The organism is Citrobacter sp. RHBSTW-00859, assembly GCF_013729795.1.
GTDB classification, from domain to species: Bacteria; Pseudomonadota; Gammaproteobacteria; order Enterobacterales; family Enterobacteriaceae; genus Citrobacter; species Citrobacter braakii.
The window spans coordinates 3,369,358-3,386,785 of sequence record NZ_CP056284.1 but is presented as its reverse complement, the minus strand read 5'-3'; the positions used below and the strand labels follow the sequence as shown (position 1 = coordinate 3,386,785).

The 17,428-nt window shown below is 52.2% G+C and carries 19 protein-coding genes and 5 tRNA genes; 17 read left to right on the top strand and 7 right to left on the bottom strand.

Features of this window, described 5'->3' with window-relative positions; all coding sequences use genetic code 11:
• The first annotated feature begins 3 nt into the window (after nt 1-3).
• From cydX to pnuC, 16 genes are all read left to right on the top strand, one after another.
• Nucleotides 4-117, top strand: a complete 114-nt coding sequence (gene cydX / locus HV302_RS16970; RefSeq protein WP_003022970.1) for a cytochrome bd-I oxidase subunit CydX — start codon at nt 4-6, stop codon at nt 115-117.
• Nucleotides 117-410 carry a cyd operon protein YbgE gene (gene ybgE / locus HV302_RS16965; RefSeq protein ID WP_016152311.1) on the top strand — a complete coding sequence of 98 codons (294 nt, stop codon included), beginning with the start codon at nt 117-119 and terminating at the stop codon, nt 408-410. Before cydX ends, ybgE begins: the two co-directional genes overlap by 1 nt.
• Nucleotides 411-740: 330 nt before the next feature.
• Nucleotides 741-1,145 carry a tol-pal system-associated acyl-CoA thioesterase gene (ybgC, locus tag HV302_RS16960; protein WP_003831439.1) on the top strand — a complete coding sequence of 135 codons (405 nt, stop codon included), beginning with the start codon at nt 741-743 and terminating at the stop codon, nt 1,143-1,145.
• Entirely contained in the window at nt 1,142-1,834 is a 693-nt protein-coding gene (gene tolQ / locus HV302_RS16955; RefSeq protein ID WP_016152312.1) for a Tol-Pal system protein TolQ, read from the top strand. The genes ybgC and tolQ overlap by 4 nt, the downstream gene beginning before the upstream one ends.
• Nucleotides 1,835-1,837: 3 nt before the next feature.
• Entirely contained in the window at nt 1,838-2,266 is a 429-nt protein-coding gene (gene tolR / locus HV302_RS16950; RefSeq protein WP_003022978.1) for a colicin uptake protein TolR, read from the top strand.
• A 64-nt stretch (nt 2,267-2,330) separates the two neighbouring features.
• Nucleotides 2,331-3,587 carry a cell envelope integrity protein TolA gene (gene tolA, locus HV302_RS16945; RefSeq protein WP_016152313.1) on the top strand — a complete coding sequence of 419 codons (1,257 nt, stop codon included), beginning with the start codon at nt 2,331-2,333 and terminating at the stop codon, nt 3,585-3,587.
• Nucleotides 3,588-3,714: 127 nt separating this feature from the next.
• Nucleotides 3,715-5,007: a Tol-Pal system beta propeller repeat protein TolB gene (gene tolB / locus HV302_RS16940; RefSeq protein ID WP_003022981.1), complete on the top strand. Its 1,293-nt coding sequence runs from the start codon at nt 3,715-3,717 to the stop codon at nt 5,005-5,007.
• A gap of 34 nt (nt 5,008-5,041) precedes the next feature.
• Nucleotides 5,042-5,560, top strand: coding sequence for a peptidoglycan-associated lipoprotein Pal (gene pal, locus HV302_RS16935; protein ID WP_003022983.1), 519 nt, complete (start codon nt 5,042-5,044; stop codon nt 5,558-5,560).
• A 9-nt stretch (nt 5,561-5,569) separates the two neighbouring features.
• Nucleotides 5,570-6,358 carry a cell division protein CpoB gene (gene cpoB, locus HV302_RS16930; protein WP_181626322.1) on the top strand — a complete coding sequence of 263 codons (789 nt, stop codon included), beginning with the start codon at nt 5,570-5,572 and terminating at the stop codon, nt 6,356-6,358.
• Nucleotides 6,359-6,523: 165 nt separating this feature from the next.
• Nucleotides 6,524-6,599 (top strand) — tRNA-Lys (locus tag HV302_RS16925).
• Between the two features lie 26 nt (nt 6,600-6,625).
• Nucleotides 6,626-6,701 (top strand) — tRNA-Val (locus tag HV302_RS16920).
• Between the two features lie 3 nt (nt 6,702-6,704).
• A tRNA-Lys gene (locus tag HV302_RS16915) sits at nt 6,705-6,780 on the top strand.
• 152 nt (nt 6,781-6,932) lie between these two features.
• Nucleotides 6,933-7,008, top strand: a tRNA-Lys gene (locus tag HV302_RS16910).
• Nucleotides 7,009-7,040: 32 nt separating this feature from the next.
• Nucleotides 7,041-7,116, top strand: a tRNA-Lys gene (locus tag HV302_RS16905).
• Between the two features lie 269 nt (nt 7,117-7,385).
• Nucleotides 7,386-8,429 carry a quinolinate synthase NadA gene (gene nadA / locus HV302_RS16900; RefSeq protein ID WP_181626321.1) on the top strand — a complete coding sequence of 348 codons (1,044 nt, stop codon included), beginning with the start codon at nt 7,386-7,388 and terminating at the stop codon, nt 8,427-8,429.
• Nucleotides 8,430-8,456: 27 nt separating this feature from the next.
• Nucleotides 8,457-9,176, top strand: a complete 720-nt coding sequence (gene pnuC / locus HV302_RS16895; protein WP_016152316.1) for a nicotinamide riboside transporter PnuC — start codon at nt 8,457-8,459, stop codon at nt 9,174-9,176.
• Here the strand turns inward: pnuC and zitB are convergent.
• Nucleotides 9,173-10,114, bottom strand: a complete 942-nt coding sequence (gene zitB, locus HV302_RS16890) for a CDF family zinc transporter ZitB (protein ID WP_103766042.1) — start codon at nt 10,112-10,114, stop codon at nt 9,173-9,175. The genes pnuC and zitB overlap by 4 nt on opposite strands.
• Before the next feature lie 113 nt (nt 10,115-10,227).
• Nucleotides 10,228-10,602: a YbgS-like family protein gene (locus HV302_RS16885; protein WP_016156018.1), complete on the bottom strand. Its 375-nt coding sequence runs from the start codon at nt 10,600-10,602 to the stop codon at nt 10,228-10,230.
• A 332-nt stretch (nt 10,603-10,934) separates the two neighbouring features.
• Here HV302_RS16885 and aroG point away from each other — a divergent pair, with 332 nt between their 5' ends.
• On the top strand, nt 10,935-11,987 hold the full coding sequence (gene aroG, locus HV302_RS16880; RefSeq protein ID WP_016152319.1) for a 3-deoxy-7-phosphoheptulonate synthase AroG: 1,053 nt from the start codon (nt 10,935-10,937) through the stop codon (nt 11,985-11,987).
• A gap of 154 nt (nt 11,988-12,141) precedes the next feature.
• Here aroG and gpmA read toward each other — a convergent pair whose 3' ends face one another.
• The 5 genes from gpmA to galE form a co-directional block, all read right to left on the bottom strand.
• Nucleotides 12,142-12,894, bottom strand: coding sequence for a 2,3-diphosphoglycerate-dependent phosphoglycerate mutase (gpmA, locus tag HV302_RS16875; protein ID WP_003022999.1), 753 nt, complete (start codon nt 12,892-12,894; stop codon nt 12,142-12,144).
• Between the two features lie 232 nt (nt 12,895-13,126).
• Entirely contained in the window at nt 13,127-14,167 is a 1,041-nt protein-coding gene (gene galM / locus HV302_RS16870; protein ID WP_019076309.1) for a galactose-1-epimerase, read from the bottom strand.
• The gene (galK, locus tag HV302_RS16865; RefSeq protein WP_181626320.1) at nt 14,161-15,309 is read right to left on the bottom strand and encodes a galactokinase; all 1,149 of its coding nucleotides are present in this window, start codon (nt 15,307-15,309) and stop codon (nt 14,161-14,163) included. The genes galM and galK overlap by 7 nt, the downstream gene beginning before the upstream one ends.
• Before the next feature lie 3 nt (nt 15,310-15,312).
• A complete protein-coding gene (galT, locus tag HV302_RS16860) occupies nt 15,313-16,359 on the bottom strand; it encodes a galactose-1-phosphate uridylyltransferase (RefSeq protein ID WP_181626319.1) in 1,047 nt (348 codons plus the stop codon).
• A 9-nt stretch (nt 16,360-16,368) separates the two neighbouring features.
• The gene (gene galE / locus HV302_RS16855; protein ID WP_181626318.1) at nt 16,369-17,385 is read right to left on the bottom strand and encodes a UDP-glucose 4-epimerase GalE; all 1,017 of its coding nucleotides are present in this window, start codon (nt 17,383-17,385) and stop codon (nt 16,369-16,371) included.
• Nucleotides 17,386-17,428: the final 43 nt, after the last annotated feature.

The window sequence follows — 17,428 nt, the reverse complement described above, 5'->3', positions numbered from 1 at the left end:
AAAATGTGGTATTTCGCATGGATTTTGGGAACGCTTCTTGCCTGTGCATTTGGGATAATCACAGCGCTGGCGCTTGAGCACGTTGAATCAGGCAAAGCCGGACAAGAAGATAGCTGATGACCAACATTATCGCGATGCAGTATAACGCGATGGACAAGCGCCCCTTGCGGGCGCTTTCCTTTGTGCTGGCAATCGTGTTGGCTGGTTGCATATTCTGGGATCCGTCACGTTTCGCGGCCAAAACCAGTGAGCTGGAAATCTGGCATGGTCTCCTGCTGATGTGGGCGGTCTGCGCAGGCATCATTCACGGCGTTGGTTTTCGTCCTCGCGCCGTACACTGGCAGGGCATTTTCTGCCCGCTAATCGCAGATATCGTCCTGGTTGTTGGTCTGATTTTCTTCTTCTTTTGAATAAGAAACATCCTTAAATATTTATGGGCTTGCATAAGCCCATAAATTTTTACTCTCCGTTTACTTTCCCCCATTCCAAACCACCATTCCCGCGCGTATAGTAGCGAAGTTTGAAAGCATTAACCTAAGGTTGTGCCCTGGAGTTGTGTGCGGTGGCGACACTGGACCATCAGGACGCAACTTAATTGCATTACCGGGATGTAAAGTGAATACAGCGCGATATACAACGACATTCTTGAAGCATCGCGGCGGCAAGAACGCGAGTCACCAGGCGCTTACAAAGTTAAGCGACCGGTGTGAGTGGGCGAAGCCAACAAAGAGGCAGTAAGAATGAACAAGTATATGTTTCGATGGCCGGTTCGTGTCTACTATGAAGACACCGATGCCGGTGGGGTGGTATACCACGCCAGCTACGTCGCTTTTTACGAAAGAGCACGCACAGAAATGCTGCGTCATCATCACTTCAGTCAGCAGGTCCTGTTGGCCGAACGTGTAGCCTTTGTGGTGCGCAAGATGACGCTGGAGTATTTTGCGCCTGCCCGGCTCGACGATATGCTCGAAGTCCAAACCGAAATTACGTCAATGCGTGGCACCTCATTGGTTTTCACGCAACGCATTGTCAACGCAGAGAACACCGTGCTGAATGAAGCCGAAGTTCTGATTGTTTGCGTTGATCCACTCAAAATGAAGCCTCGTGCGCTTCCCAAGTCTATTGTCGCGGAGTTTAAGCAGTGACTGACATGAATATCCTTGATTTGTTCCTGAAGGCAAGCCTTCTGGTTAAACTTATCATGTTGATTTTGATTGGTTTCTCAATCGCATCCTGGGCCATTATTATCCAGCGGACCCGTATTCTTAATGCGGCTTCACGTGAAGCCGAAGCATTTGAAGACAAGTTCTGGTCCGGCATTGAATTGTCGCGCCTGTATCAGGAAAGCCAGGGGCGTCGTGATAACCTGGTGGGCTCGGAACAAATTTTCTACAGCGGATTCAAAGAGTTTGCGCGTCTGCATCGGGCGAATAGTCATGCGCCGGAAGCGGTCGTTGAGGGGGCATCCCGTGCGATGCGTATCTCGATGAACCGTGAACTGGAAACGCTGGAAACGCATATTCCATTCCTCGGCACCGTCGGCTCCATCAGCCCGTATATCGGTCTGTTCGGTACCGTTTGGGGGATCATGCACGCATTTATCGCGTTAGGCGCGGTAAAACAGGCAACGCTGCAAATGGTCGCACCGGGTATCGCGGAAGCATTGATTGCAACGGCTATCGGTCTGTTTGCGGCAATCCCGGCGGTTATGGCTTACAACCGACTGAATCAGCGCGTAAACAAGCTGGAACTGAATTACGACAACTTTATGGAAGAGTTCACCGCGATTCTGCACCGCCAGGCGTTTACCGTTAGCGAGAGCAACAAGGGGTAAGCCATGGCCAGAACGCGTGGACGAGGTCGTCGCGAACTCAAGTCCGAAATCAATATTGTACCGCTGCTCGACGTACTACTGGTGCTGTTGCTGATCTTTATGGCAACCGCGCCGATTATTACGCAGAGTGTGGAAGTCGACCTGCCGGATGCGACCGAATCGCAAGCTGTCAGTAGTAACGACGAACCGCCGGTCATTATTGAAGTTTCCGGGATAGGGCAATACAGCGTGGTCGTTGAGAAAGATCGTATGGATCAACTGCCGCCGGAGCAGGTTATCGCGGAAGCGAAAAGTCGCCTGCAGACCAATCCGAAAACGGTCTTTTTAATCGGTGGTGCGAAAGACGTGCCTTATGATGAAATAATTAAAGCGCTGAACTTGTTACACAGTGCAGGCGTAAAATCGGTTGGCTTGATGACGCAGCCAATCTGATGACTGCGTTTTGCTGGCTTGAAAGATAGCGCGTAACAGGCGAACAGTTTTTTGGGAACCGAGAGTGTCAAAGGCAACCGAACAAAACGACAAGCTCAAAAGGGCGATAATTATTTCAGCGGTGCTGCATGTCATTTTATTTGCAGCGCTGATCTGGAGTTCGTTCGATGAGCACATTGATGCTTCAGCCGGCGGCGGTGGCGGTTCGTCCATCGACGCCGTTATGGTCGATCCTGGCGCCGTTGTGCAACAGTACGACAGGCAGCAGCAACAGCAGGCAAGTGCTAAACGTGCAGAAGAGCAGCGTGAAAAACAGGCGCAGCAGCAAGCTGAGGAACTTCGCGAGAAGCAGGCGGCCGAGCAAGAGCGACTGAAGCAACTTGAAAAGGAACGTTTAGCCGCGCAGGAAAAAGTGCGCGAACAGGCGGAACAGCAGAAACAGGCCGAAGCCGCCGCCGCGAAAGCGCAAGAGCAACAGAAACAGGCTGAAGAAGCTGCGGCGAAGGCTGCTGCAGACGCGAAGGCCAAAGCTGATGCTCAGGCGAAACAAGCGGCAGATGCCGCGAAGAAAGCCGCTGCGGACGCACAGAAAAAAGCAGAGGCTGAAGCCGCTAAAGCCGCTGCTGATGCGAAGAAAATTGCCGAAGCACAAGCTGCTAAGGCTGCCGCAGACGCTGCGAAGAAAGCTCAGGCTGAAGCCGCTAAGCAAGCAGCAGCCGAGAAAGCTGCTGCGGAGAAAGCAGAAAAAGCCGCTGCCGCGAAAGCTGCCGCTGCTGAAAAGGCTGCGGCTGATAAGAAAGCCGCAGCGGAAAAAGCAGCAGCAGATAAAAAAGCTGCAGCCGAGAAAGCCGCTGCCGATAAGAAAGCTGCGGCAGATAAAGCGGCGGCTGCGAAAAAGGCTGCGGCCGAAAAAGCAGCTGCAGCCTCTGGCGTTGACGACTTGTTGGGTGACTTAAGCTCCGGTAAGAATGCACCGAAATCAGGTGGTGGAGCGAAAGGAAACGGTCAACCGGCGAAAGATAGTGGTACAAGTGGTGCAAATGGCGGTGCATCTGGCGCTGATATCAGTGCTTACGCATCTCAAATTCGTAATGCGATCCAGAGCCGTCTGTATGGTGCCGATTTGTATGCGGGTAAATCTTGCGTATTACATATCAAGTTAGCACCCGATGGTCTGTTACTGGATGTGACCGAAGAGGGCGGAGATCCGGCATTGTGCCAGGCTGCGCTGACGGCTGCGAAAACAGCCAGAATTCCTAAACCGCCTAGCCAGGCTGTTTATGAAAAAGTCAAAGATGCCAAGCTGGACTTTAAACTGTAATAACGTCCCTGAGAATTCAGGGGAAACGGTCTAAGGTTGAGACAGCGTTCTGGTAGTTTTGTGTATTTGAGTTTGTTAACATTCTGCTAAATTATCGTGGGCTTTCCGTCCAGATAAGGGAGATATGATGAAGCAGGCATTACGAGTAGCATTTGGTTTTCTGATGCTGTGGGCAGCGGTGCTGCACGCAGAAGTACGTATCGAGATCACCCAGGGGGTGGACTCGGCACGCCCGATTGGTGTTGTCCCCTTCCAGTGGGCAGGGCCGGGTGCTGCACCTGAAGATATCGGTGGTATCGTAGGTGCTGACCTGCGTAACAGCGGTAAATTTAATCCGTTAGACCGTTCTCGCCTGCCGCAGCAGCCGGGTACCGCTCAGGAAGTTCAACCTGCCGCATGGTCTGCGCTGGGTATTGATGCCGTGGTAGTAGGTCAGGTTACGCCAAATCCGGATGGTTCCTACAGCGTTGCTTATCAACTGGTAGATACCGGTGGCGCACCGGGTACCGTACTGGCACAGAACACCTATAAAGTGAACAAGCAGTGGTTGCGTTACGCGGGCCATACTGCAAGTGACGAAGTGTTTGAAAAACTGACCGGTATTAAAGGTGCATTCCGTACCCGTATCGCTTATGTTGTTCAGACGAACGGCGGCCAGTTCCCGTACGAATTACGTGTATCCGACTACGATGGCTACAACCAGTTCGTGGTACACCGTTCTCCGCAGCCGCTGATGTCTCCGGCATGGTCTCCGGACGGTTCAAAACTGGCATATGTCACTTTCGAAAGCGGTCGTTCTGCGCTGGTTATTCAGACGTTGTCTAATGGCGCGGTTCGTCAGGTAGCGTCGTTCCCACGTCACAACGGTGCACCTGCGTTTTCTCCGGATGGCAGCAAACTGGCGTTTGCCCTGTCTAAAACCGGTAGCCTGAACCTGTATGTCATGGACATTGGTTCCGGTCAGATCCGTCAGGTGACGGATGGTCGCAGCAACAACACGGAACCTACCTGGTTCCCGGACAGCCAAAACCTGGCCTTTACCTCTGACCAGGCCGGTCGTCCGCAGGTATATAAAGTTAACGTCAACGGCGGTGCTCCGCAGCGTATTACCTGGGAAGGTTCGCAAAACCAGGATGCGGATGTGAGCAGCGACGGTAAGTTTATGGTAATGGTAAGCTCAGCCAATGGTCAGCAGCACATTGCCAAACAAGATCTGGTAGCGGGTGGCGTACAAGTCCTGTCGTCAACGTTCCTGGATGAAACGCCAAGTCTGGCACCTAACGGCACTATGGTAATCTACAGCTCTTCTCAGGGGATGGGATCCGTGCTGAATTTGGTTTCTACAGATGGGCGTTTCAAAGCGCGTCTTCCGGCAACTGATGGTCAGGTTAAATTCCCTGCCTGGTCGCCGTATCTGTGATAATAAATAATTGATTAATAAAGGAATCATTGAAATGCAACTGAACAAAGTGCTGAAAGGGCTGATGATTGCTCTGCCTGTTATGGCTATTGCAGCGTGTTCTTCTAACAAGAACGCCAGCAATGACGGCAGCGAAGGCATGCTGGGTGCCGGCACTGGTATGGATGCAAACGGCAGCGGCAACATGTCTTCTGAAGAGCAAGCGCGTCTTCAGATGCAACAGCTGCAGCAGAACAACATCGTTTACTTCGATCTGGACAAGTACGATATCCGTTCTGACTTCGCTGCAATGCTGGATGCTCACGCTAACTTCCTGCGTAGCAACCCGTCTTACAAAGTCACCGTAGAAGGTCATGCGGACGAACGTGGTACTCCTGAGTACAACATCTCTCTGGGTGAGCGTCGTGCGAACGCCGTTAAGATGTACCTGCAGGGTAAAGGCGTTTCTGCTGACCAGATCTCCATCGTTTCTTACGGTAAAGAAAAACCTGCAGTACTGGGTCATGACGAAGCGGCTTACGCCAAAAACCGTCGCGCCGTACTGGTTTACTAAGAGAATTGCATGAGCAGTAACTTCAGACATCACCTGTTGAGTCTGTCGTTACTGGTTGGCATAGCGGCCCCCTGGGCCGCTTTTGCACAGGCGCCAATCAGTAGTGTCGGCTCAGGCTCGGTCGAAGACCGTGTCACTCAACTCGAGCGTATTTCTAACGCTCACAGTCAGCTTTTAACCCAACTCCAGCAACAACTCTCCGATAATCAGTCCGATATCGATTCCCTGCGTGGTCAAATTCAGGAAAATCAATATCAACTGAATCAGGTTGTTGAGCGACAGAAGCAGATATTGCTGCAGATGAATAATCTTGGCAGCGGTAGTGCGCCTGCGGCACAGTCTACAGGGGGCGATCAGAGTGGGGCGGCAACCCCTGCACCTGATACGGGAGCTGCAGCAACGTCAGGGGCTCCCGTGCAAACTGGCGATGCGAATACCGATTACAATGCAGCGATTGCTCTGGTGCAGGATAAATCCCGCCAGGATGATGCAATTGAAGCATTCCAGAACTTCATCAAAAAGTACCCGGAGTCTACTTACCTGCCCAATGCGAATTACTGGCTGGGTCAGTTGAATTACAACAAGGGTAAAAAAGATGATGCTGCGTTCTATTTTGCTTCGGTAGTTAAAAACTTCCCCAAATCACCTAAGGCTGCAGACGCGATGTATAAAGTCGGCGTCATCATGCAGGACAAAGGTGACACAGCAAAAGCTAAAGCGGTTTATCAGCAGGTTATCACTAAATATCCTGGCACTGATGGCGCGAAACAAGCGCAAAAACGCCTTGGCGCGATGTAATGACCACCATGCGACCAGAAATCGTGTTATTTCTGGTCGTGTCGTGTGATTCCTAAGCAGTTGAGTTATTTACATCGAAATTTTTGTTGCGCTAAAATCTGAAATCAGTAATATATGCCGCCGTTGCCAAGGGATATCAAACAGCCCGAAAGCGGCGATAAAAGTGGGGCGTTAGCTCAGTTGGTAGAGCAGTTGACTTTTAATCAATTGGTCGCAGGTTCGAATCCTGCACGCCCCACCACTTAATGCAGTATCCAGCGTAGTATCGGGTGATTAGCTCAGCTGGGAGAGCACCTCCCTTACAAGGAGGGGGTCGGCGGTTCGATCCCGTCATCACCCACCACTCGGGGCGTTAGCTCAGTTGGTAGAGCAGTTGACTTTTAATCAATTGGTCGCAGGTTCGAATCCTGCACGCCCCACCAACTTTAACATTGTACTCAGGTGTTAAACGTGAAGGATAACGTTGCTTTAGCAACGGCCCGTTAGGGCGAGACGAAGTCGAGTCATCCTGCACGCCGCCATATCAATTGTTATATTGGTGTCGAGTAAAGAATTTTTCAGGTGACATCCGAGCGGGTCGTTAGCTCAGTTGGTAGAGCAGTTGACTTTTAATCAATTGGTCGCAGGTTCGAATCCTGCACGACCCACCATCCTGAATAATTGAAGCAGTAAACCCCATACGGGGGCGTTAGCTCAGTTGGTAGAGCAGTTGACTTTTAATCAATTGGTCGCAGGTTCGAATCCTGCACGCCCCACCAGTGTAAAAAGGCGCCCTAAAGGCGCCTTTTTGCTATCTGCGATTTATAAGATTGCCTGATGTCCTTTGCTTATCAGTCTACAGACGACATTACTCGCGTTGGCCGGATAAGACGTCAGACGCCATCCGGCATTCATCACACGCAATTATTGTGACTTTTCTGCGCCAATCCGCTATCTTGTTTAGCATACAAAACAAATCAAACCGAATATGGCGTGCGTCACGCTTTTAATCGGTTATTTCGTTAAGCCAGTGAAACGAGAAAGCAAGATGAGCGTGATGTTTGATCCAGAAGCAGCAATTTATCCGTTTCCGCCGAAGCCAGTACCGCTAAGTGTGGATGAAAAGCAATTTTATCGTGAAAAAATCAAGCGCCTGCTGAAAGAGCGTGATGCCGTTATGGTCGCGCATTATTACACCGATCCTGAAATTCAGCAGTTAGCGGAAGCAACCGGGGGCTGTATTTCTGATTCTCTGGAGATGGCGCGGTTCGGTGCAAAGCATTCTGCCTCTACACTGCTGGTTGCGGGCGTGAGGTTTATGGGAGAAACTGCCAAAATTCTCAGCCCGGAAAAGACCATCCTGATGCCGACCTTACAGGCGGAATGTTCATTAGATCTGGGCTGTCCGATTGACGCTTTCAGCGCATTTTGCGACGCGCATCCGGATCGTACCGTGGTGGTTTACGCCAATACCTCTGCTGCCGTTAAAGCACGTGCGGATTGGGTCGTGACTTCCAGTATCGCGGTTGAACTTATTGAACATCTTGATAGTTTAGGTGAAAAAATCATCTGGGCTCCGGACAGACATCTGGGCAACTACGTGCAAAAACAGACCGGCGCAGACGTGCTCTGTTGGCAGGGGGCCTGTATCGTCCACGACGAGTTTAAAACCCAGGCTTTAACACGCATGAAAGGGCTTTACCCTGATGCCGCGGTGCTGGTGCACCCGGAGTCCCCTCAGTCTATCGTTGATATGGCAGATGTGGTTGGCTCAACCAGCCAGCTCATCAACGCGGCTAAATCGTTACCGCATAAGCAGTTGATTGTGGCGACTGACCGGGGCATTTTTTACAAAATGCAGCAGGCCGTTCCGGATAAAGAGCTGCTTGAAGCTCCGACGGCTGGCGAGGGGGCAACCTGTCGCAGCTGTGCGCATTGTCCGTGGATGGCGATGAATGGCCTGAAAGCGATTGCTGAGGGCCTGGAACATGGCGGCGCGGCTCATGAGATACATGTTGAGGACTCGCTGAGAGAAGGGGCGCTGTTGCCGTTAAACCGTATGTTGGAATTTGCGGCTACACTTCGAGCGTAATTATTTATTTTTGCTCTGGGGGAAAAGATGGACTTTTTTAGCACGCAGAACATTCTGGTACATATTCCGATTGGCGCGGGTGGTTACGATTTGTCGTGGATCGAAGCCGTGGGGACGATCGCCGGGTTGCTGTGTATTGGCCTGGCGAGCCTTGAGAAAATCAGCAATTACTTCTTCGGTCTGATAAACGTCACGCTGTTTGCAATTATTTTCTTTCAGATCCAGCTCTATGCCAGCTTGTTGCTGCAAGTTTTCTTCTTTGCCGCAAATATCTACGGCTGGTATGCCTGGTCCCGGCAAACCAACCAGCATGAAGCGGAACTGAAAATTCGCTGGCTACCGCTTCCAAAAGCGATCGGCTGGCTGGCGGCTTGCGTGGTGGCGATCGGCCTGATGTCGATCTATATCGATCCGGTCTTTGCGTTCCTGACAGGCATTGCAGTGAATATTATGCAGGCATTGGGATTACAGGTTGTTGTGCCTGAACTACAACCCGATGCATTCCCGTTCTGGGACTCCTGCATGATGGTGCTGTCGATTGCGGCGATGATCCTGATGACGCGCAAATACGTTGAAAACTGGCTGCTGTGGGTGATCATTAACGTTATTAGCGTTGTGATCTTTGCCCTGCAAGGCGTATATGCCATGTCGCTGGAATATATGATCCTGACGGTTATCGCCCTGAACGGTAGCAGGATGTGGATTAACAGCGCGCGTGAGCGGGGTTCCCACGCGCTTTCTCATTAATGGTGATGATGTGAATGGCCGGACACGCCCTGATACAGGTGACAGTCCGGCCCATTGCACGGCTGATACTCCATCTGGATTGTGGCGTGTTCAATCTGGTAGTGATGGATAAGGAAATGCTGAATACGCTCCAGCAACGCATCGTGATCGTGTGGCGGGATCACCTGAACATGCAGCGTCATTACCGGTTTTTCGCCCACCATCCAGACATGGACATGGTGAACGTTGCGGACTTCAGGAATATCCCGGCTGAGATGGCGCTGCAGTGCGGCGATATCCAGCGTCAGCGGGGCACCTTCCAGTAATTCATTAACGCTATCTTTTAGCAATCGCCAGGCGCTACGCAGCACCAGCACGGAAACCAGAATCGAGAGAATTGGGTCCGCGGGTGTCCAGCCCGTCCAGATAATAATCAGCGCAGCGATGATTGCCCCGACCGAGCCGAGTAAATCGCCCATCACATGCAGCGCCGCGGCGCGGACGTTCAGATTTTTCTCTTCACTGCCGCGATGTAAAACCCAAAAAGCGAGCACGTTGGCCAGTAGACCCGCGATAGCAATAACCATCATCATGCCGCCAGCCACGGGGCGAGGCGTCTGGAAGCGCTCAATCGCCTCCCAGACGATTAAAATGGTGATAACGACCAATGCGATGGCATTAACAAATGCGGCCAGCGTCGTGAGCCTCAGCCAGCCGAAGGTGTGTCGTATTGTGGGCGGGCGACGGGAAAACCGGACGGCCAGCAGCGCGAAAAGTAGTGCCGCAGCATCCGTGAGCATATGCCCGGCGTCGGCCAGCAAGGCCAGTGAACCAGAAAGTATTCCACCCACCACTTCAACCAACATAAATCCGGCTGTAATGCAGAATGCGAACATCAGTCGGCGGGCATTATTGTCCTTGGGTTGCTCAGAGGAAGTATGAGTATGTGCGTGCGCCATTATGCCATCCCTTTGTTATTCTCATCTTTACTGTATGCCATCATACCGTTTTTGGGATGATAAAATTAAAAAGGAGAGCTATTGCTCTCCCGTTATTAGCTTTAATTTCAGCGTTACTGCGTGGTGCCATCAGTTTTTGTGTCAACATCATTGTTGATTCCGTTTCCGGTCTCAACCTTCTTATTCACATCAGGGCAGCGACCGTCCTTACACATAGTGTTTTTGTGCATCTCATCTTTGGTCATCCCTTCATGGTTCATTGATGAACCGTCCGGGTGCAGCATTGTGCCACCTGAATTCACGTTACTGTTGTCGACATTATTTGGCGCCACGTTTTCGCGGGCGTCTGGGGCTATTTGTCCTGCATCAGCCGAGGAATTTGCCTGACCGTTATTGGACTGCGCGTTGCTTTCTGCAGCCAGTGCCGCGCCGCTGGCGAGGCTGAGTGTAGCGGTAAGGAAGAGTGAAGCCAGCTTTGTCATATGCATAATATGCTCCTGTTAAGGTCGATATGTCGGATAACGTCTTCCAACAGTGCATGTGCCAGTTACATCATTAATATGTGGTTAATCAATATGTGGTTAATCGTTTTGCTATGGAAATTAAAACCAGCATAGAATCTTGAAATCTATGAAAATTAAAGCTGTTACAGTTAGAAATTGTAGTTTGGATCTCGTTTTTCGCTACTTTATTGCGTTTTTTTGGCCAATTCCAGGATTAATCCGTCCAAAGTGTAAAACCCCGTTTACACTTTATGATTGAAGATATAGATTGGAGGGATTGCATTCATTTATATAAGTATGGCAACGCTGGAATAATCATGAATTATCAGAACGACGATTTACGCATTAAAGAGATCAACGAGTTATTACCACCAGTCGCACTGCTGGAAAAATTCCCCGCTACTGAAAATGCCGCCAATACGGTGGCTCATGCCCGTAAGGCGATTCATAAAATTCTGAAAGGGAGCGACGATCGCCTTCTGGTGGTGATTGGGCCGTGCTCTATTCATGATCCGGCAGCTGCCAAAGAGTATGCCACTCGTCTGCTGGCGCTGCGCGAAGCGTTAAAAGGTGAGCTTGAAATCGTCATGCGCGTCTATTTTGAAAAACCGCGTACCACCGTTGGCTGGAAAGGGCTTATCAACGACCCGCACATGGACAACAGCTTCCAGATCAATGATGGGCTGCGTATTGCGCGTAAACTGCTGCTGGATATCAACGACAGCGGATTGCCGACTGCGGGTGAATTCCTCGATATGATCACCCCACAATATCTCGCCGATCTGATGAGCTGGGGCGCGATTGGGGCACGTACAACAGAATCTCAGGTGCACCGCGAGCTGGCATCGGGTCTGTCCTGCCCGGTTGGTTTTAAAAACGGTACCGATGGCACCATCAAAGTGGCGATTGATGCAATCAACGCTGCAGGGGCACCGCACTGCTTCCTGTCTGTCACCAAATGGGGTCATTCAGCGATCGTGAATACCAGTGGTAATGGCGATTGCCATATCATTCTGCGCGGTGGCAAAGAGCCGAACTACAGCGCTCAGCACGTTGCGGACGTGAAAGAAGGCTTGGTCAAAGCAGGACTCTCTGCGCAAGTGATGATCGACTTCAGCCATGCCAACTCCAGCAAGCAGTTCAAAAAGCAGATGGATGTTGCTAAGGATGTTTGCGGACAAGTCGCCGGTGGCGAAAAAGCAATTATTGGCGTGATGATCGAAAGCCATTTGGTGGAAGGTAATCAGAATCCGGATAGCGGTGAGCCGCTGACCTACGGTAAGAGCATCACCGACGCCTGCATTGGTTGGGAAGATACCGATGCGGTGTTGCGTCAACTGGCGGATGCGGTAAAAGCGCGTCGCGGTTAACCAAGTCCCGTAGGCCTGAGAAGCGTAGCGCCATCAGGCATTCCGGTGCAGACTATCGGATGGGGCGATGCCTTATCCGGCCTACATTTTCTGGTAGGGCCGAAATAAAAAAGCGTGGAGAAATCCACGCTTTGTCTTTAACTTACCGCGAAAATTACTTCGCTTTACCCTGGTTCGCAACGGCCGCCGCTTTTGCTGCGATCTCGTCAGCGTTACCCAGATAGTAGTGTTTGATCGGCTTGAAGTTTTCGTCGAACTCATACACCAGCGGTACGCCGGTCGGGATGTTCAGTTCAAGGATCTCATCTTCGCCCATGTTATCAAGGTATTTAACCAGCGCACGCAGAGAGTTACCGTGAGCGGCGATAATTACGCGCTCACCGCTTTTCATGCGCGGCAGAATGGTTTCATTCCAGTAAGGGATAACGCGATCTATGGTCAGCGCCAGGCTTTCGGTAACCGGTAACTCTTTGTCGGTCAGCTTCGCATAACGCGGATCGTGACCCGGGTAACGCTCGTCGTCTTTGGTCAGTTCCGGCGGGGTAACCGCAAAGCCGCGACGCCACTGCTTAACCTGCTCATCACCGTATTTTTCCGCGGTTTCTGCTTTGTTCAAACCCTGCAGCGCACCGTAATGGCGTTCGTTCAGTTTCCAGGATTTCTCAACCGGCAGCCAGGCCTGATCCAGTTCGTCCAGTACGTTCCACAGGGTGTGGATGGCACGTTTCAGCACGGAGGTATAAGCAAAATCAAAGCTGTAGCCTTCCTCTTTCAGCAGTTTTCCTGCCGCTTTTGCTTCGCCCACGCCTTTCTCGGACAGATCAACATCATACCAACCGGTAAAACGGTTTTCGTTGTTCCACTGACTTTCACCGTGACGTACCAGAACCAGCTTAGTTACAGCCATACATTCACTCCTATAAATCATATCGAATGATAATAATTCTCATTATATTGCCGTAATGTGTAAGCGGCAATGCTTACGCATAACCATAGCGAAAATAGCGCTACAGTGTAAGGTTCTTGTGAACTCAAGGTTGCGATTTTGTCTTTGAGTGGTGGGGATTTGAGCGGTTCTACTGTGATTAACAAGCACCAGGCCCGAAAAGATACGTCATCGGGCCTGGGAGGGGAAACGATCAAGCTGGAATAAACTGATATTCCGTCACGCTGGCATACTCTTCACCCGGACGCAGGAAGCAATCCGCCTGTGGCCACTCAGGGTGGTTCGGGCTGTCCGGCAGAAATTCACTTTCCAGCGCCAGGCCTTGCCAGTCTTCGTAGGCCTCTGGCCCGCGGGAAGGTGTACCACCGAGGAAATTACCGGAGTAAAACTGCAATGCCGGGGCTGAGGTGTAGACCACCATCTGCAGTTTTTCATCCTGTGACCATAACTGAGCGACCGGCGTACGCGCGTTGCCCTGTGCCTGAAGCAGGAAGGCGTGATCGTAACCTTTCACCTTGCGCTGATCGTCATCGGCCAGAAATTCACTACTGATGATTTTAGGGGTGCGGAAATCGAACGTGCTACCGGCGACGGATTTCAGTCCATCATGCGGGATACCCATTTCGTCAACCGGTAAGTACTCGTCCGCCAGAATTTGCAGCTTATGCTGGCGCACATCCGTTTTATCGCCGTCGAGGTTAAAATAGACGTGATTTGTCAGATTCACCGGGCAGGGTTTATCGACCGTGGCACGATAAGTTATCGAAATACGATTATCATCAGTCAGGCGATACTGCGCGGTGGCGCAAAGATGGCCTGGGAAGCCCTGATCGCCATCGTCTGACGTTAAGGCGAACAGCACCTGACGGTCATTCTGATTGACTATCTGCCAGCGACGTTTGTCGAAACCGTCTGGTCCGCCGTGCAGTTGGTTATTGCCCTGACTTGGCAGTAATTCAACGGTTTCGCCAGCAAAGGTATAGCGGCTGTTGGCGATACGGTTCGCGTAGCGGCCAATCGAAGCCCCCAGAAATGCAGCCTGTTCCGGGTATTGTTCCGGACTGGCGCAGCCGAGTAATGCTTCGCGCACGCTACCATCGCTAAGCGGAATACGCGCAGAGAGCAGGGTCGCGCCCCAGTCCATGAGCGTGACTACCATCCCTGCGTCATTGCGCAGGGTGAGCAGGCGAAACGGTTGACCGTCCGGAGCCTGCACGGGGATTTCGTTTAACATTGTCCGGCTCCTTGTGAAGGTTTGCAGACGTAGAATGTTTCTTTAATACCGGTTTTTGCCTCGTACTGTGCTGCGACAGCCTGCTGTACGGCAGGAACCAAATCTTGCGGGATCAGCGCCACGATGCAGCCGCCGAAGCCGCCGCCGGTCATCCGCACACCGCCTTTATCACCGATGGTCGCTTTGACAATCTCTACCAGCGTATCAATTTGCGGCACGGTGATTTCAAAGTCATCGCGCATTGAGACGTGAGATTCCGCCATCAGCTGGCCCATGCGCAGCAGGTCGCCTTTTTCCAGTGCCTGTGCGGCTTCAACGGTACGCGCATTTTCCGTGATGACGTGGCGCACGCGTTTGGCAACAATCGGATCCAGCTCGTGGGCGACAGCGTTAAACGCTTCGAGGCTGACATCACGCAGCGCTGGCTGCTGGAAGAAACGCGCGCCAGTTTCACACTGTTCGCGACGGGTGTTGTATTCGCTACCGACCAGCGTGCGTTTAAAGTTGCTGTTGATGATCACCACCGCGACGCCCTCAGGCATAGAAACGGCTTTGGTGCCCAGCGTACGGCAGTCGATCAGCAGCGCATGATCTTTCTTGCCAAGTGCGGAGATCAGTTGATCCATGATGCCGCAGTTACAACCGACAAACTGGTTTTCAGCTTCCTGGCCATTCAGGGCAATCTGCGCGCCGTCGAGCGGCAGATGATAGAGCTGCTGGAATACCGTACCAACAGCGACTTCCAGTGAGGCAGAAGAGCTTAAGCCCGCACCCTGCGGGACGTTACCGCTGATCACCAGATCCGCGCCGCCAAAGGCGTTATTGCGCTTTTGCAGATGCTTTACCACGCCACGCACGTAGTTTGACCACTGCTGGCTGTCGTGGGCGATAATCGGCGCATCGAGAGAGAACTCATCAACCTGATTGTCGTAATCAGCGGCGATGACGCGTACTTTTCGATCGTCGCGCGCCGCGCAACTGATGACGGTTTGATAGTCGATTGCGCAGGGCAGAACGAAGCCGTCGTTATAATCGGTATGTTCGCCGATCAGGTTTACACGACCCGGTGCCTGAATAGTATGGGTGGCAGGGTAGCCAAACGTTTCTGTAAACAGAGATTGTGTTTTTTCTTTCAGACTCATTATTTACACTCCGGATTCGCGAAAATGGATGTCGCTGACCGCACGCAGTCGCTCAGCCGCTTGTTCTGCAGTCAGATCTCGCTGGGTTTCTGCCAGCATTTCATAACCGACCATAAATTTACGCACGGTCGCGGAACGCAGCAGCGGCGGGTAAAAGTGCGCGTGCAACTGCCAGTGTTCGTTTTCTTCACCGTTAAACGGCGCGCCGTGCCAGCCCATGGAGTAGGGGAATGAGCACTGGAACAGGTTGTCGTAACGACTGGTCAGTTTTTTCAACGCCAGCGCCAGGTCAGCACGCTGCTCGTTGGTCAAATCGGTAATACGCAGCACATGCGCTTTCGGCAGCAGCAGCGTTTCGAACGGCCACGCGGCCCAGTAAGGGACAACCGCCAGCCAGTGCTCAGTTTCAACGACCGTACGGCTGCCGTCTGCCAGTTCACGTTGGACGTAATCAACGAGCATCGGCGCGCCCTGTTCGGCGAAGTATGCTTTCTGTAGGCGATTTTCACGTTCAGCTTCGTTGGGCAAAAAGCTGTTGGCCCAAATTTGACCGTGCGGGTGCGGGTTCGAGCACCCCATCGCCGCGCCTTTATTCTCAAATACCTGCACCCAGGGATAGGTTTTCCCTAAGTCTTCGGTCTGCTCCTGCCACGTTTTTACGATTTCTGTCAGCGCAGGGATGCTGAGTTCTGGCAGCGTTTTGCTGTGATCGGGCGAGAAGCAAATTACGCGGCTGGTACCGCGCGCGCTCTGGCAACGCATCAACGGATCGTGACTGTCTGGCGCGTCCGGGGTATCGGACATCAGCGCCGCAAAATCATTGGTAAAAACATAGGTCCCGGTGTAATCCGGATTTACATCACCGGTCACGCGCGTATTGCCAGCACACAGGAAACAGTCCGGGTCATGTGCAGGCAGTACCTGCTTAGACGGGGTTTCCTGCGCCCCTTGCCACGGACGTTTGGCGCGATGCGGTGATACGAGGATCCACTGCCCGGTGAGCGGGTTAAAACGGCGATGTGGATGATCGACAGGATTGAATTGCGTCATGATTGGTCCTTAATCCGAATATCCTTGCGGGTGGCGTGACTGCCAGTGCCAGGTGTCTTGTGCCATTTCATCCAGTGTGCGGGTCACGCGCCAGTTGAGCTCGCGATCGGCTTTGCTGGCATCTGCCCAGTAAGCCGGAAGATCGCCATCACGGCGCGGGGCGAAATGGTAATTAATGGGTTTACCGCAGGCTTTGCTGAAGGCGTTGACCACGTCCAGTACGCTGCTGCCGATGCCTGCTCCGAGGTTGTAAATATGCACACCCCGTTTGCCCGCCAGTTTTTCCATCGCGACGACGTGGCCGTCGGCGAGATCCATCACGTGGATGTAGTCGCGAACGCCGGTGCCATCTTCAGTTGGGTAGTCGTTGCCAAATATGGCAAGGGACTCGCGGCGGCCTACGGCAACTTGTGCGATGTAAGGCATCAGGTTGTTGGGAATACCTTGCGGATCTTCCCCCATATCGCCCGACGGATGAGCACCAACCGGGTTAAAGTAGCGCAGTAAGGCGATACTCCAGTCGGGGTGTGCTTTTTGCAGGTCGGTCAGGATTTGTTCTACCATCAGCTTGCTTTTGCCGTACGGACTTTGCGGCGTGCCGGTGGGGAAGCTTTCAACGTAAGGAATTTGCGGCTGATCGCCATAGACGGTCGCGGAGGAGCTGAAAATGAAGTTTTTCACGTTGGCGGCGCGCATTGCATTCACCAGACGCAGGGTGCCATTGACGTTGTTGTCATAGTACTCCAACGGCTTGGCAACGGATTCTCCAACGGCTTTTAAACCCGCAAAATGAATGACCGTGTCAATGGCATGATCGTGCAGAATCTCGGTTATCAGCGCTTCGTTACGGATATCCCCTTCCACGAAGGTCGGCTGCTTGCCACCTAAACGCTCAATGACGGGCAAAACGCTGCGTTTGCTATTGCAGAGATTGTCCAGGATCACCACCTCGTGACCGTTTTTCAACAACTGCACGCATGTGTGGCTTCCAATGTAACCGCTACCACCTGTAACCAATACTCTCATAATTCGCTCCGTTAAGCCTATGGTATGCAATAACCATAGCATA